The organism is Saonia sp. (genome assembly GCF_056326165.1).
The window spans coordinates 99,425-117,594 of record NZ_JBWFBN010000007.1; the positions used below are offsets into that span (position 1 = coordinate 99,425).

The window sequence follows — 18,170 nt, forward strand, 5'->3', positions numbered from 1 at the left end:
CGATAAAGAAATTGAGTTAAACGAATATTACTCTTTCAACCAACTGGCTTCATGCACATTAAAGTATCTTTGATAACTAGTACGGTCAATTTAGTTTATAAAAAAAAATACTAGAAATATTTTTATCGTTATGAAAAAAAATTACCCCAATTTCTTATTGTTGTGCATATTGATTACAACAATATTTTTAAGTAAAGCTCAAGCACAATTAAGTTTTTTGGATAGTGATTTAGATCTTAATGGTCAAGGTACGTTTACCTCAGGGATTACGTCACTAACCTATGGACCTGATGGAAGACTTTATGCTACCGAATATACAGGTTTGGTTCATGTGATGACCATTCAACGTGATGGTGCTAATGATTATAAGGTTACTTCCATGGAAACACTAACTGGTGTTCAAGGAATTCAAAACCACAATGATGATGGAACAAATAATTCCAGTACTCAAAGGGAAACAACAGGTTTGGCAATTGCTGGTACAGCAACAAATCCGATAATTTATGTTGCTTCAAGTGATATCAGAGTAGGTGGGGCTACAACAGGTCAGGGAGATACAGGCTTAGATACTAATTCTGGTATTATCACTCGTTTTTATTGGAATGGAAGCTCTTGGGACGTGGCGGATTTGGTCAGGGGGCTACCGCGCTCTGAAGAGAATCATGCCACAAATGGTTTAGAGTTTGTAACTATTGGAGGTATAGATTATCTTATAGTGGCTCAAGGGGGTAATGCCAATGGAGGCTCTCCTTCCATTAATTTTGCATTGTTAGGAGAATATGCACTTTCAGCCGCTATATTGGCGATAGACTTAACTGCTATTGAAGCAATGACTGATAAGTCTGATAATGGAAGAATATATAAATACGACATACCTACATTGGATGATCCAACACGGGCTAATGCCAATGGTATTATCGATCCAGATGCCCCTGGTTATAATGGTATTGATATAAATGACCCATTTGGAGGTAATGACGGATTAAACCAGGGCAAGGTTGTTGCTGGTGGTCCTGTACAAATTTTATCTCCAGGTTACCGAAATGCATACGATTTGGTAATTACTGAAAGTGGTGCGCTCTATGTTACTGATAATGGAGCCAATGAAGGTTGGGGAGGGCTTCCTGAAAATGAAGGCATGGGGGGCAATGCTACTAACGCATACCGCCCTGGTGAGCCTGGAGGTGATATAGCAACTCCAGAAAATGGGGAGGGTATGGATAACGAAGACCATTTGGAACTGGTAACCACTGATATTCAGAATTATACATTTAATACATTCTATGGGGGACATCCCAATCCAACGCGTGCAAACCCTAATGGTTCTGGTCTGTTGACTTCTCCAGATTCTAATCCCAATAATGCTACTTATAGAACTTTAATTTATGACCCTTCAAATCCACAAGCTGGTTATACAGATGATCCTTCCTTTGCGCTTCCTGCTGATTGGCCGCCGGTTGAGGTGGCAAATCCAGTTGAAGGCGATTGGCGAGGACCGTCGGTTACCAACCCAGATGGTCCAGATGATATTCCCATCGCAATTTTTCCAAGAAATTCTAATGGTATTGATGAGTATACTGCGAGTAATGGCAATAACTTCTACAAAGGGAATCTAATTGTTGGTAAAAATAATGGAATACTACATAGAGTTGCTTTGAATTCTAATGGAAGCTTGAATACACTTGACGAATCATGGAGTTCTGGTTTAAATGCTGGGGGAGCCTCTAATGCTTTAGGAATAAGCTGTAATGGGGATTTAGATCCTTTTCCAGGTACAATTTGGGTAGGTCTTTTTAATACCTCAACTGGTGGTATTATCGTATTGGAACCTCAAGATTTTACAGAATGTTTGGATTCGAGTGATCCAGAGTATGATGCCAATGCCGATTATGATTTTGATGGGTTTACCAATCAAGATGAGGAAGATAATGGGACTGACCCATGTAATGGAGGTTCACAGCCTAGTGATTTTGATGATGATTCAATTTCTGATCTTAATGATGATGATGATGATGATGATGGAATCTTGGATGCCAGTGACTCATTTCAACTAGGTAATCCGGCAACAGGAGGAAGCGATGCTTTTGAACTACCCGTTACCAACGATCTGTATTCAGATACTGGGCTAGGAGGATATTTAGGTACAGGTTTAACTGGTTTGATGAACAATGGAGATACTGGCAGCAATTGGTTGGATTGGTTGGATAAACCCGGCCCAAATCCTGATGATTTAATGGGTGGTGCCATTGGAGCATTGACCATGCAAATGAATGATGGTTCTGCATTTGAATCTAATAACAATCAAGAAAAAGGTTTTCAGTATGGGATTCAAGTTGATCAATCCATGGGAGGCTTTACTGTATATGGTCAGATTCGAGGCTTTACTTTGGGTCAAAATCAATTATACAATAATACGGACACACCTAATGGTGAATTGGGCATTTATATTGGTGACGGTACGCAGAGCAATTATATTAAGTTTGTGGCCACTCCTTCAGGTCTTGTTGCACAACAAGAAATAAATGATAGTGCACAAACTCCATTAAGTTTTACTATTCCAGTACCAAACAGACCTAGTGCAAGCATTGACTTTTATTTTATAGTCAATGCTGTTTCAGGGGATGTTACATTACAATATCAACTAGATAGTGGTTCTCGAACAACTTTGGGTACCATAGCAGCACAAGGAGCAATATTAAATGCCATTCAGCAAGCAAACACAGATTTGGCTGTTGGAGTTATCGGTACATCCAATGCTTCAGGTTTTGAATTGGAAGGTACTTGGGAGTTTTTATATGCTAAGGCAGAAAACCCTACGGTGGTTCAAGGAATACCTGATATTGAAAAACTTATAAATTCGGTTGATGAAAATATCAACATGGATACTTATTTTGATGATGACAATGGTGCAGCTAACCTTACTTATGAAGTTCAGAACAATTCAAACAATGCTATAGGAGCTAGTATTGCAGGAAATATATTGACATTGTCGTTTCCTCCAACAGCAGAGGTATCAAATATTACGATTAGGGCAACAGACCAAGATCTTAATTTTGTTGATGATACTTTTACGGTAACTGTAACTGAAACTCCACCTATTCTATATAGGGTGAATACAGGAGGCTCTTTGGTAGCCAATATTGACGGTGATATCGATTGGGAAGAAGATACGAATAACGCTAATTCAGTTTATTTATCAATGGCAGGGAGTAACAGTACTTTTAGCGGAACAATTACAAGTGCCGATGGTTCCGTAAATACAACTACGACACCTTTGGAGATTTTTGCTTCAGAACGATATGATAATACACCAGGGAGCCCCAATGTAACATATTCTTTTCCAGTATCTCCACAGCCAGGAAATTATGAAGTCCGTTTATATATGGGGAATGGTTTTTCTGGAACTTCAGAGGCTGAACAACGAATTTTTGATGTAGCTATTGAAGGAGTGACTTTGCCTTTGCTCAACAATATAGATTTATCAGGTACCTATGGGCATAATACGGGTACAATGATTAGTCATATAGTGAAAGTTAGTGATGGTGTCATAAATATTGAGTTTTTACATGGGCTTCAAGAGAACCCATTGGTAAATGGTATTGAGATACTGGATGCTTCAGATTCAAATACACCAATTTATGTGAATTCTATTGCTGATCAATTAAGTTTCGCTGGTGATGATGTTGATGGAAGTTTTGCATTATACGCTTCGGGTGGTGATGGCAATCTTAATTTTATGGCTTCAGGTTTACCACCAGGTGTGGACATTGAGCCTACAAATGGGAATATTTTTGGTAGTATAGACGAAAATGCCTTTGCTGGTAGCCCTTATAATGTTACCATTACCGTAGATGATAGTGATGGTTTAACCAGTGACCAAGTGGTAATTAATTTCTCATGGGAAATTGTTGAGCCATTTATGTATAGGATTAATGCTGGTGGCACACAAGTTGATGCCTCTGATATTGGCGCCAATTGGGAAGGTGATTTGGGTAATGGAGCGCAGACTGGAAATAATTACACAGTAAATACAGGACTCACAGAGGACTACGAAGTAATGTCTTTTAACACTAAAAATGCTTCTATACCAGCATATATAGACAATGGTACGTACTTAAGCATTTTTAATGAAGAACGCTATGACGTGTCTGCTTCACCAGAAATGGAATATACCTTAACTGTTGAAAATGGTGACTATGTGGTTAATCTTTATATGGGGAATAGTTTTGAGGATACTGCTGGTGTTGGTGATCGTGTTTTTGATATTTCACTCGAAGGGGTGTTGGTAGAAAATGATTTAGATTTAGTTGAAACATTTGGTCACCAGATTGGGGGAATGATTTCCTATCCTGTATCAGTTAATGATGGCGAATTGAACATTTCTTTTGGTCATGAAGTTGAAAACCCTCTAATCAATGCTATTGAGGTGTATTTAGTGGATACTGGTAGCCCAACATTGACATTAGCAAGCATTCCAAACCAAAGTAATGGAATTCTTGATGTGGTTGATTTTATGGCCTCAGCAACTGGTGGAGATTCTGGAGAACAGGTTATTTATTATATTTCAGGACAACCTGAAGGCATAGTCATTAACTCAGCGACAGGTCAAATATCAGGTACTATAAATGTAGCGGCTTCAACTGGTGGTCCAAATGGAAATGGCACCCATACAGTTGTGGTAACTGCTGTAAAACCATTGTCTGCCCCATCTAGTCAAGTTTTTATTTGGACAGTCGAAACACAGTTTACATGGAGTGACAAGGACGAAAATGAAAATTATACGGCTAGACATGAAAATTCTTTCGTACAGGCTGGAGACAAGTTTTATTTGATGGGCGGTCGTGAAAATGCACAAACAATAGATGTTTATGATTATACTTCCGACTCATGGACTTCTCTGACAGATTCAGCACCTAAGGAGTTTAATCACTTTCAGGCTACCGAATATCAAGGTTTAATATGGGTTATCGGTGCATTCCAGGACAATGCTTTTCCTAACGAAGTGCCTACGGAGTACATTTGGATGTTCAATCCGGCAAACCAACAGTGGATTCAAGGCCCACAAATACCAGCCAATAGGAGAAGAGGTTCTACTGGCTTGGTGGTTTATGATGATAAATTTTATATAGTGGGTGGAAACAATGATGGACATGATGGAGGATTTGTTGCACAATTTGATGAGTTTGACCCTGCAACTGGAACTTGGACACCGCTAACGGATGCACCTAGGGCAAGAGATCATTTTGCTGCGGTTGTAATAGGTGACAAATTATATGCTGCGGGAGGAAGACTTTCTGGGGGTACTGGCGGTGTATTCAAACCTGTTATACCAGAGGTTGATGTCTATGATTTTACTTCTGGTACATGGAGCACCTTGCCCAGTGGACAAAATATACCAACACCACGTGGAGGTGCCTCTGCGGTAAATTTCAACAATAAGTTGGTTGTTATTGGTGGTGAAGTAGAGGATGAATTGGTTTACGGTGTTAATACAGATGATGCTTTAAGGGTTACGGAAGAATATGATCCAATAACCCAATCATGGGATAGACTGGCCGATATGAATTTTGAGCGTCATGGTACACAAGCAATCGTCTCGGGTCCAGGAGTTCATATTTTGGCAGGTTCTCCTAATAGAGCAGGGGGCAATCAAAAGAATATGGAGTTTCTAGGGGAAGACAACCCTGTGGGGTCTCCTAGTGCTGTTAGTGTGTTATCTTCTCAAAATACGGTTATTTTTAACGATGGAGAAACCGTTGATATTGACTTGGATGTTATTGATGGTAATGTTGCAATGTTCATACGTTCTATGGAAATAACAGGTGCCAATGCTGGTGATTTTAGCATAGAATTAGGAGAGCTATCAAATGCTTTGATTAATGCAAATGGAACCCATATATTAAGTGTATTATTGTCGGGTACCGGGGCAGATAGAACAGCTACCTTGACCATTAATTATAATGATTCAAGTACGTTGAACATTGCCTTGACCAATAATCCTGATGCTACATTCGGGGTAACAAATCCTGGAGATCAATACAATTACGAAGGAGACTCTGTATCATTACAAATTGAGGCAACTAGTCCAAATAATACTACATATAGCGCTACAGGATTGCCACCTGATTTAACCATAAATACAACTACAGGTATCATAACAGGTACTATTGATGATGGCTTTGTTAGCGGTGGTAGTGGTGATAATTTTATTGAAGAGAATGGATTGGTAGTCATTGAGGCCGAATCAGGTGATACTACAGGATGGGACATAACTAATTTGGATGGAGCAACGGGCATTATTGCCAATACCAACAGTTTTAGCAATATAAATGGTAGTACAATACCTTATGAGATAACTATTACTGAGGCTGGCGTCTATCGTTTCAATTGGAAAAACTTCTTTTCAGGTCCTGTGCCAGCGGATGAAAATGACAGTTGGTTGCGTTTTCCTAATAATAATGATGTTTGGTTTTTTGCTATTGATGGTACAGTTGGTAACCCAGGAACCGAGGCTGATATTATTGCTAATCTTCAGGGAGCACAATCAGAAATTGTATTCCCAATAGGTAGCTCAAGAGTAACACCGGCTACCACTCCTGACGGTGCTGGTGCCGATGGATTCTTCAAAGTATATCGAAGTGGAGGAAGTTCTGAAACCTATGATTGGCAGGCTAGAACCTATGATAATGATAATCATGAAATTTTTGTTTGGTTTGTAAATCCAGGTACCTATACTATGGAAGTTTCAGAACGTTCCTTGGGCCATGCCATTGATCGAATGGTGTTGTATAAAGTGGACGATTGGGGATACAATAATAACACTAATGCGGTGCTTAATGCACCTGAATCTCAACAAGGTGGTAGTGTAAGTGGTCCAGGAGCTGCTGATAATAGCCCATATAACGTCTCTGTTACAGTGACCGATGATGGAGATCCAGCTGGAAATGAAACTGTGGATTTTATATGGTACATAGGCGAACCAGGTGATTTGATTGCGGTTCCACAAGCTGATGTTACTAACGGTTTAGTTCCTTTGACCGTGAACTTTACTGGAAGTAATTCTTTGGATGATATAGGTGTAACCAGTTATTCATGGGACTTTAAGGATGGTACAACCTCAACTGAGGCTGACCCAACTCATGAATTTACAGAAATTGGTACTTATCTAGTGGATTTGACAGTTGGTGATGCTGATAGTAATACAGATACAAAGAGTATTACCATTGAGGTAACTGGTACTGGTATAGCTCCTACAGCTGTAGCGTCCGCTATTCCAACGGAAGGCGATGCTCCTTTAGAAGTTACTTTTGATGGAAGTGCTTCTACGGATGATTTATTGATAGTAAGCTATGAATGGGATTTTATAGATGGAGGAACATCTGCAGAAGCCAACCCTACATATACCTTTGTTACACCGGGGGTCTATGAGGTACAACTTACCGTTACGGATATAGAAGGACTTATAGATACAGATGTAGTGACCATTACAGTAAACCAACCTAATCTACCACCTGTTGCAGTGGCATCGGCTGCTCCAGAATCTGGAATAGCACCTTTGGAGGTTTCTTTCATAGGAAGTGGCTCAACGGATGATGTAGGTATTATAAGTTATGCATGGGACTTTATGGATGGAGGAACATCTGCAGAAGCCAACCCAACATACACATTCACAACACCGGGAACCTATGATGTTTCCTTAACAGTGACAGATGGGGGTGGATTGACAGGTACAGATATTGTAACTATAGTTGTTTCATCTAATGAAGCTCCTATTGCAGTGGCAACGGCTACCCCAGAATCAGGGAACGCACCTTTAGAAGTTGAATTTACAGGATCTGCCTCAACGGATGATGTAGGTATCATTACCTATGCTTGGGATTTTATAGATGGAGGAACATCTGCAGAAGCCAACCCAACATATATATTCACAACACCGGGAACCTATGATGTTTCCTTAGCAGTGACAGATGGAAGTGGATTGACAGATACTGATATTGTAACTATAGTTGTTTCATCTAATGAAGCTCCTATTGCAGTGGCAATGGCTACTCCAGAATCAGGGGACGCACCTTTGGAGGTTTCTTTCACTGGCAGCGGTTCAACAGATGATATAGGTATCATTACATATGCTTGGGATTTTATTGATGGAGGTACTTCAAATGAAGCAGATCCAACATACACATTCACAACACCGGGAACCTATGATGTATCCTTAACAGTGACAGATGGAAGTGGATTGACAGATACTACTATAGTGACCATTCAAGTTACTGAACCTGGCGGGAACCAAGCACCTATTGCTGTTGCAACGGCTACTCCAGAATCAGGGGACATATCTTTGGAGGTTTCTTTCACTGGCAGTGGCTCTACGGACGATGTAGGTATCATTACCTATGCTTGGGATTTTGGCGATGGAGGAAGTTCTGCAGAAACAAACCCTACATATACTTTTGTTACATCAGGGGTCTATGAGGTACAATTAACTGTTACGGATATAGAAGGACTTACGGACACAGATGTAGTAACCATTACAGTAAATCAACCTAACCAAGCACCTGTTGCAGTGGCAACGGCTACCCCAGAATCAGGGGACGCACCTTTGGAGGTTTCTTTCATTGGAAGTGGTTCAACAGATGATGTAGGTATTATTACATATGTTTGGGATTTTATTGATGGAGGTACTTCAAATGAGGCTGACCCAACATACACATTCACAACACCGGGAACCTATGATGTTTCCTTAACAGTGACAGATGGGGGTGGATTGACAGATACAGTAATAGTGACCATTCAAGTTACTGAACCTGGTGGAAACCAGGCGCCTGTTGCAGTAGCAACGGCTACTCCAGAATCAGGGGACGCACCTTTAGAAGTTGAATTTACAGGAACTGACTCAACGGATGATGTAGGTATCATTACCTATGCTTGGGATTTTGGCGATGGAGGGAGTTCTACAGAACCTAATCCAACCTATACTTATGAAACGGCGGGATCTTATCAAGCCACATTAACAGTTGAAGACGCGGAAGGATTATCTGACTCTACATCCATAACAATAGAAGTAATAGATAATGTTACTTTAGGACTGGAAATGGAGGCCATATTAGCTCCTAACCCAGCGAGCGTATATGCCAACCTACAAGTAATGAATTTACCAGATGGTGTGGTAGTAACCAGAATTAATCTGCACGATTCTACAGGAAGATTAATGGAATCATATGAACCTCAAGAATTATTAGTAGAAAGATTGTATGAAATTCCAATATTCGGACTTAGAGATGGATTGTATTATATAACAATAGAAGTAAGTCAAGGTGATTCAATAGGTATTGAGTTATTGGTTAAGAATTAATAAATTAAAAAATGTTTTATAAAAAGAGGGCGATTATATCGCCCTCTTTTTTTTCAATGCAGTGACTACATTGTTCAAACTGTTTTAATGGAACCATTTTATATAGGTTTTTTGACATGAGCACTTTTAATGCAATACTGTAGTCATAATAATTAAGTTAAAAATAGCTATCAATCTCTTGGAGATTTGATATATTAATAAGAAAAGTAATACAATGTCTAATCTATTGATAGTTAGGTTAATGGTGGTAAAAGGCATTCAACGAATTTAATGGTAATTGGTCTAATTGATGCAATGTATTTATGCTGGTTCGACTCTGTGATTTATATTCGTACAGTTCCCCAAACGCTAATCAAAACCAATTTTTGAAAGTATATAATTTTGGGGTTTCCCCTTTCCTTTTTACACAATATTTTTTTCTTCTAAACCAAAGATGAACATGAAACAATTTTACCACCCTTCAACACATAGGTTTATTCAATTTTTATTTACAACTTTTTTATTTTTTCAAAGTTTTTCAACTTTTGCTCAGATTAGTTTTTCATTGAACGAGCTTAATATGAATGGATTTACATCCATTACAAATGGAACCTCTTTAAAATATGGACCAGATGGAAGATTGTATGTTGCGGATTATCGTGGACTTATCAAAATTTTCACTATCGAAAGGAATGGTCCAGGAAACTACATGGTTACAGCTACTGAAGAATTGGATGCCATAACCACAATACAGGACCATAATGACGATGGGTCTTTATTTTTTAGCTCCTCAAGGGAAACCTTGGGTATTGAAGTGGGAGGTACTGCGGAAAACCCTATAATATATGTTGCCTCAAGTGATTTTAGGATTGGTGGCTTTGGAAGTGGAGGAAATGGCGACAGTGGTCTCGACACAAATTCAGGAATAATAACTCGTATTTCTTGGACAGGTACCAATTGGGATGTTGTGGATATTGTTCGTGGATTGCCTAGATCTGAAGAGAATCACGCCTCAAACGGTTTGGAATTGGCTCAGATTAACGATCAGAATTATCTATTGATTGGTCAAGGTGGACATACCAATGCAGGTTCACCTTCTAGAAACTTTGCATATACTGGTGAATATGCACTTACGGCCGCACTCTTATCGGTTGATTTAGATGCCTTGGGAAGTATGCCTGTTCTTGATGATAATGGACGTAGTTATATATATGATTTACCTACTTTGGATGACCCTAGCCGACCTAATGTAAATGGTATAATTGATCCAAATGCATCTGGATACGATGGTGTAGATGTTAATGATCCTTTTGGTGGTAACGATGGATTGAATCAAGCTGTTATAGTACCTGGAGGACCTGTGCAGATTTTTTCACCTGGGCATAGAAACATATACGATTTTGTTGTTACCGAAAGTGGTGCCGTTTATATTACAGACAATGGAGCCAATCAAGGTTGGGGAGGATTTCCTTTTGAAGAAGGAACAGGTAATGTCACCAATGATTATAATCCTGCACAACCAGGAAGTAGTTCAGATTCTGGAGGTGAATCAGTTAACAACCGCGACAACCTCAAAATGGTCACCAATAATATTAATAGCTATGTTCCTGGAAGTTTTTACGGGGGACATGCTAACCCATCCCGAGCCAATCCTTTTGGAGCAGGCTTATACACCAATCCATCGAGTGATGGAACAACCAATGGAGCAGTATTTAGAACACAAATATTTGATCCAGACGGCTCAACTCCAAATTCCACCACTGATCCAGATTTAGGATTACCGGCAAATTGGCCTCCTGTACCTGTAGCCATGGCAAATCCTGTTGAAGGAGATTGGCGGGGACCTGGCATAAATAATCCTGACGGTGATGATGCAGAAATTATTACACTTTGGGGCACCAACACCAATGGTATTGATGAGTACACGGCAAGTAATTTTGGTGGGGCTATGCAAGGTGATTTAATTGCTGGAGTGAATACTGGAAGACTGCGACGTGTTCAGTTGAATACAGATGGATCACTACAAAATTTGACATCCAACTTTTTATCAGGGCTGGAAGGAAACGCTCTTGGTGTAACATGTAATTCTGATACAGATATTTTTCCAGGATCTATATGGGTAGTAACTTTAGAAGGTGGTATTTACGTATTTGAACCACAGGATTTCATAGTTTGTAACCCACCTAGTACACCTGGTTATGCAACGGATGATTACGATTTTGATGGGTATACAAATCAAGATGAAGACGAGAATGGGTCAGACCCTTGTAATGGAGGATCCCAACCAAACGATTTTGATAAATCAGCTGGAGGAACCTTGGTTTCTGATTTAAATGACACTGATGATGATAATGATGGTATTCCTGATGCTCAGGATCCATTTCAATTGGGAGACCCCCAAGATTCTGGGACAGATGCCTTTAGCATACCGGTAATCAACCAAATGTTTTCTAGCAATACTGAACTCAAAGGATATTTGGGATTGGGCTTCACTGGTTTAATGAACAATGGAGATAACAATCCCAATTGGTTACAATGGTTAGATCGAAGGGATGATCCCAACGATCCAAACCCCAATGATATTCTTGGAGGGGCCATTGGGGCTATGACAATGCAGCTGACATCTGGGACTGCTTTAGGAAATACCAATAACCAAGAGAAAGCCTTCCAATACGGTGTGGAATCTGATATTACAACTACATCTTACACGATTGTCACTAGACTTATCAACTTTACGGACAACTTACAGTTATACCATGCATCCAGCCCTACCAATGGTGAAATGGGCATATTTATGGGTGATGGAACCCAGAGTAACTATATAAAATTTGTAATTACCCCATCAGGGTTGTCGGTGCTTCAGGAAATTGGTGATGTGGCGCAGACACCTTTGGAATTGACCATTGCTACTAACAATCGTCCTGGGGCCAGTGCTATTCTTTATTTTTTGGTGAATCCTTCCACAGGAGAAATAGGATTGGAATATGCCTTTGATGGAGGATTGCGACAACTCTTGGGCTCTATTACAGCCCAAGGAGCGGTACTTGAATCAATCCAACAAATCGGAAATCCACTAGCGGTAGGACTTATTGGAAGCTCTAATACTTCTGGTGTAGAATTGGAGGGAACATGGGATTATTTGAATGTTATTGGAGGAGCACCCACGCTTACCGGTATGATCTCGGATATTCATACTTACATTAATTCTGGATCTGACACGTTCAATTTGAACAATTATTTTGATGATGATAATGGAAATCAAAATTTGGTTTATTCAGTATCGGGCAATACTGACCCCAGTATTGGCGCTCAAATCAATGGAAGTATTTTAACACTCAACTATCCAGCTACGGCTGCAAATAGTAATATTACCATAAGAGCTACGGACCAAGACACGAATTTTACAGAATTTACTTTCAATGTTAACGTGGCTTTATCTCCTGTGATATATAGGGTGAACGCTGGTGGTCCTCAAATAGCGGCGTTGGACGGAGGTATTTCTTGGACAGCGGACACAAACAGCAACCCAAATGAATATCTCATTCAACTTGAAACCAATACGGTTGGAAATGTACTGTCCATGCAATCTTTCGATGCTTCTGTGGATTTGTCAACCACTCCTACAGATATTTTCGACACATCACGATACGATACTTTTGAATCCATTCCCCATGTCACCTATTCATTCCCAGTGAGCCTTTCTGGAATTTACGAAATAAGACTCTATATGGGAGATGGTGTAAATGCTACTTCCGAAGCAGGGGAAAGAGTATTTGATGTTGAGGTTGAAGGAAACATTTACCCCAACATGGATAATATTGATTTGTCCGGAGATTATGGTTTTAGAACAGGTGTAGTTCTTTCACAAACTATTGAGGTATTGGATGACTTCATCAATATTTCTTTAATTAACTACAATGACGGTGATGCTGTTATTAGTGGTATTGAAATCATAGAATCTTTTGACACCAGCAATCCTATAAACATAGAGCAGTTGGCAAATCAAACAAACCAAGAAGGGGAAGCTTTAAATGGTAGTTTGTTTGTTCAAGCATCAGGAGGAGATGGCAATCTTCAGTACACTGCAATCGGTCTTCCGTCGGGAGTAACAATTGAACCTACAAATGGTCAAATAGGAGGAACAGTAGAAATGGGGGCAGCAGCCGGTTCACCTTATAATGTAACCATTATTGTTGATGATAATGATGGAGATACTGAAGATATAGAGTCAATGTCTTTTGAATGGGTGATACTGCCAGAAGGAGTATTTGAGTTGAACATTAACGCTGGAGGGCCCGCCCTTACACACAATGGGGTAGACTACCAAGCAGATGAGTTTTTTGTTGGTGGGGACACCTATTCAAACTCTGAGGCTCAACTTCCAGAGCTATATCAGACAGAACGTAGTTCAAGTAATCAATTCTACAGTTATGATATTCCAGTTCCCAATGGAAGTTACATTGTGCAGCTTCATATGGCTGAACTATACTGGGGTGCCACCGGAGGTGGTGAAGGCGGCGAGGGGCTTAGAGTATTCGATGTAACCCTAGAAGACTCTTTAGTGCTTGATAATTACGACATTACAGCGGACGTTGGCCCGGAGACTGCTACAGTGAAAAGCTTCCCAGTTACGATATCTGACGGTGAGCTGAATTTATACTTGTCCGCATTGGCTTCCGATGGAGGAGTGGACCAACCTAAGCTGTCGGCCATACAGATTAGTGGTGGTGTAGCGATAAGTTCACCTCCCGATGCTTTGGCAGAGGCGAATCCTCTAAGTGGCAATAGCCCTCTTGAGGTAAATTTCACAGGAAGTAACTCAACAGATGACATAGGAGTTGTAGCATACCAGTGGGATTTTGGTGATGGAAGCCCATTCTCTGATGAAGCTGAGCCCATGCATATTTATTCAGTTGCTGGCACCTATGATGCGGTTCTGACAGTGACGGATGGGGATGACCAAACAGACACCGATACGGTAATCATTATAGTGAATACTGGATCAATTGGCACGGAGTGGGTCCTTAAAAATGAGGATCAAAATTATACGGCAAGACATGAATGTTCATTCGTTCAGGTAGGCGATAAATTTTACCTTATGGGTGGTCGTGAAAATGCCAGAACAATAGATATATATGATTATACAAATGATTCATGGACTTCTCTTGTCGATTCAGCTCCTTTTGAGTTTAATCACTTTCAAGCAACAGAATATCAAGGACTTATATGGATTATAGGGGCTTTTAAGGACAATTCGGGGCCAGAGCCTCCCGCTGATTATATATGGGCTTTTGATCCTGTATATGAAGAGTGGATACAAGGACCTGAAATACCGGAAAATAGAAAAAGAGGATCTGCTGGGTTAGTAGTGTACAATGATAAGTTCTATATAATAGGTGGAAATACATTAGGCCATGCCGGCGGTTATGTGTCTTGGTTTGATGAGTATGACCCTGCTACGGGAGTTTGGACCGCACTCGATAATCTAGATGCTCCTAGGGCAAGAGATCATTTCCATGCAGTGGTCATTGACGATAATTTATATGCTGTTGGAGGAAGGCAATCTGGTGGTGATGGGGGTGGTTTTAAGCCTGTATTGCCAGAAGTTGATGTATATAATTTCTCAAGCGGTTCTTGGAGTACCCTAGAAGCTGATCTCCCTACCCCAAGAGCAGCTCCGGCCGTGGCAAATTTCAATGGTAATTTACTTGTTATGGGTGGAGAAGTTAGAAATGAAATTGTGTATGGTGAAAATATTGACGATGCATTAAGAATAACCGAATCATACAATCCTTCCACAGGTGTGTGGACAAGATTGGAAGATATGAATTTTGAGCGTCATGGCTTCCAAGCCATTGTATCGGGTAGTGGGGTGTATGTAACTGCTGGATCTCCAAGTCGTGGAGGAGGTAATCAAAAGAATATGGAATATTTCGGCAATGATAGCCCAATCGGAGTACCTGGAACATTGAGTACCTTAAGCGGACCTACCACTGTACAATTTGTTTCTGGTAGTAATGTGTTGGTAGATATAGATGCCTCTGGTGGTAATATGGGTGTATATGTTGTAGAAATGAGCATTACAGGACCAGATGCATCTGATTTTGCCATAGTATCTGGGGTTCTCAATCCCGGGTTTATTAAAGCCAATTCAGCACATCAATTTGCATTAATTTATACAGGTTCATCCAATGGCGCTATGGCAAATTTGGTTATTGATTATGGTATAGGGGAGACATTAACAATAGGATTGGAAGGGAACCAAGGGGAAGTATCTGGAACGATATGGTTGGAGGATTTTGAGGATTTATTGAATGGAGCAGTTGTGGACAATGGTTCCACAGCCTGGACTTCGGTGCGTGACGGTGGTACTTTTGAGGTATCCGATGGCAGATTCATGGCCAGAGGCGATAGTGATACCCCTGGGATATGGACCTCTGAGGTAATTTCGATAGGGGGAACCGTCTCGGTCTCGGTCGATGTTGACGATGACAGGGATAATAAGGAAGGCGATGATTTTGTCCGTGCCCTTTACATTTTGGACGGTGGTTCCCCTGTGGAGTTTGGATTTGTATCGGATGATATATCCCCACAGACCTTTACAGCGGACGGACTTACGGGCTCAACCCTACAGATTGTCATAGAGATGATTGTCAGCGGGAACCCAGAATTTTATTTCATTGACAATATTACTGTAACAGGCGAGTCAACAGGTGGTACAACGTACGCGCTCACGGTAAACAATGGAAGCGGAGACGGAACCTATGAATCGGGTGAAGTGGTCAACATTGTGGCTGATGCAGCGCCCACAGGTGAGGAGTTTTCGGCCTGGACGGGTGATGTAGCCTCGGTCTTGGACACCAATAGTGCCTCGACCACAGTTACGATGCCACCCTCCAATGTCAGTCTTACTGCAACTTACAGCCCAATCGGTGGCACAACGTATGCGCTTACAGTGAACAATGGAAACGGTGATGGAACGTATGAGCAAGGTGAAGTTGTCAATATTTTGGCCGATGCAGCACCTTCAGGTCAGCAGTTCGAGGTCTGGACCGGTGATGTGGCCTCGGTTTCAAATATCAACAGTGCCTCGACCACGGTTACGATGCCATCTTCAGATGTGAATCTTACGGCTACTTATAGTCCAATTTCCTCTGGGGGAACGATATGGTTGGAGGATTTTGAGGATTTATTGAATGGAGCAGTTGTGGACAATGGTTCCACAGCCTGGACTTCGGTGCGTGACGGTGGTACTTTTGAGGTATCCGATGGCAGATTCATGGCCAGAGGCGATAGTGATACCCCTGGGATATGGACCTCTGAGGTAATTTCGATAGGGGGAACCGTCTCGGTCTCGGTCGATGTTGACGATGACAGGGATAATAAGGAAGGCGATGATTTTGTCCGTGCCCTTTACATTTTGGACGGTGGTTCCCCTGTGGAGTTTGGATTTGTATCGGATGATATATCCCCACAGACCTTTACAGCGGACGGACTTACGGGCTCAACCCTACAGATTGTCATAGAGATGATTGTCAGCGGGAACCCAGAATTTTATTTCATTGACAATATTACTGTAACAGAGTCTTCTCTAGGTCTAACGGCTCGGATAATGGATTATGCAACGTCAACTATAGATAGTAAGGAGCCAATTGTTCCTTTTGAAATTATGTTATTCCCGAATCCTGGGGCAACAGAAATTACACTGTCAACTAATTTAATTAATTCAGACTTGAATGAAATAAGAATTTTTGATTCCTCAGGATTGCTGGTAAGTGTTTTTAATCCTTATGAATTTCTAGTTGGAAACAATGTTTATACCCTACCAATTGATAGTTTGCAAGAAGGTGTATATCATTTGGGAATTTTGACCAAAGGTGGGAAGGCATATTTCAGACAATTAATTGTTATGAAATAAACAGTTAAACTTAATAGAAATAGAAAAAAACCAGAACAATGTAGGTTATAAAAAGCATAGATTTTTTCAAAGAAAGATTTATGCTTTTTGTTATACAATATACCTTAAAACATAAAGTATTAAAAAATAGAGGAAATATTAAGTCTTAATAAAAATTGACAATTGTTTTTTCAATAATTGGAAAAATAAATTCCAGCGCCTTTTTGGGAAGTTTCACTTCTTTTAGACTATTTAACTGCCCCGTATTATGAACATCGCTAGCTAAAAAATCAATCAAACCTTTATCCAATAATTTATAAGCCATTTTTTGAACTTCCTTTCCATAATAATCACTTAGAGATAATAAGTTCATTTGAAATAAAAGTCCTTGTTCCTTATATCTTAAGTATTTTTCAAAATCATTATGTAAGTAACCATACCTTTCTGGGTGGGCAAAAATAGGAAAATACCTAGCTGAGGCTATTTGTTGAATAGCGTCATCAAAATTTATTGAGGGTTGTAAATATGACATTTCAACCAACAAATAACTGTTTCTTATTGGCATGATTTGTCCATTGTCCAAAATGTTCTCAAAATTATCATCTATCATGTGCTCGGCCGCGGCTTCAATGGAAACATCTTTCATATTTTGCTTTATGAGCTCTGTTTTTAAAGAAGTTAAAGAATCTTGAATGCTTTTAGGAGTATTAGGGTAATAATTATTCATAATGTGTGGTGTGGCAACAAATGATTTCACTCCAAACTCTTCAAAACCTTTTATAAGATCTATTGATTCGTCAACCGATTTGGCCCCGTCATCTATTCCTGGAAGAATATGGTTATGAATATCAATAAAACCTTCTAGGTAATCAACAAGGTATATTTTCTTACTAAAGAACTGAAACATAGAATACAAAATTTCAAGACAAAAATAGTCTTTCC

General features: G+C 40.1%; 3 protein-coding genes. 2 read left to right on the top strand and 1 reads right to left on the bottom strand.

The features are described from left to right. The first annotated feature begins 130 nt into the window (after positions 1-130). Both AC000W_RS08165 and AC000W_RS08170 read left to right on the top strand, forming a co-directional pair. Complete coding sequence (locus AC000W_RS08165; RefSeq protein ID WP_474747457.1) at positions 131-9,352, top strand: PKD domain-containing protein; 9,222 nt, start codon at positions 131-133, stop codon at positions 9,350-9,352. Between the two features lie 439 nt (positions 9,353-9,791). After that, entirely contained in the window at positions 9,792-17,249 is a 7,458-nt protein-coding gene (locus AC000W_RS08170; RefSeq protein ID WP_474747459.1) for a malectin domain-containing carbohydrate-binding protein, read from the top strand. Positions 17,250-17,394: 145 nt separating this feature from the next. Here AC000W_RS08170 and AC000W_RS08175 read toward each other — a convergent pair whose 3' ends face one another. Continuing rightward, positions 17,395-18,135: a tyrosine-protein phosphatase gene (locus AC000W_RS08175; protein WP_474747460.1), complete on the bottom strand. Its 741-nt coding sequence runs from the start codon at positions 18,133-18,135 to the stop codon at positions 17,395-17,397. Between the last annotated feature and the right edge of the window lie 35 nt (positions 18,136-18,170).

Excerpts from the sequence above, each read along its gene's own strand:
- AC000W_RS08165 (WP_474747457.1), top strand. The coding sequence starts at position 131 with ATGAAAAAAAATTACCCCAATTTCTTATTGTTGTGCATATTGATTACA.
- AC000W_RS08170 (WP_474747459.1), top strand. The coding sequence starts at position 9,792 with ATGAAACAATTTTACCACCCTTCAACACATAGGTTTATTCAATTTTTA.
- AC000W_RS08175 (WP_474747460.1), bottom strand. The coding sequence starts at position 18,135 with ATGTTTCAGTTCTTTAGTAAGAAAATATACCTTGTTGATTACCTAGAA.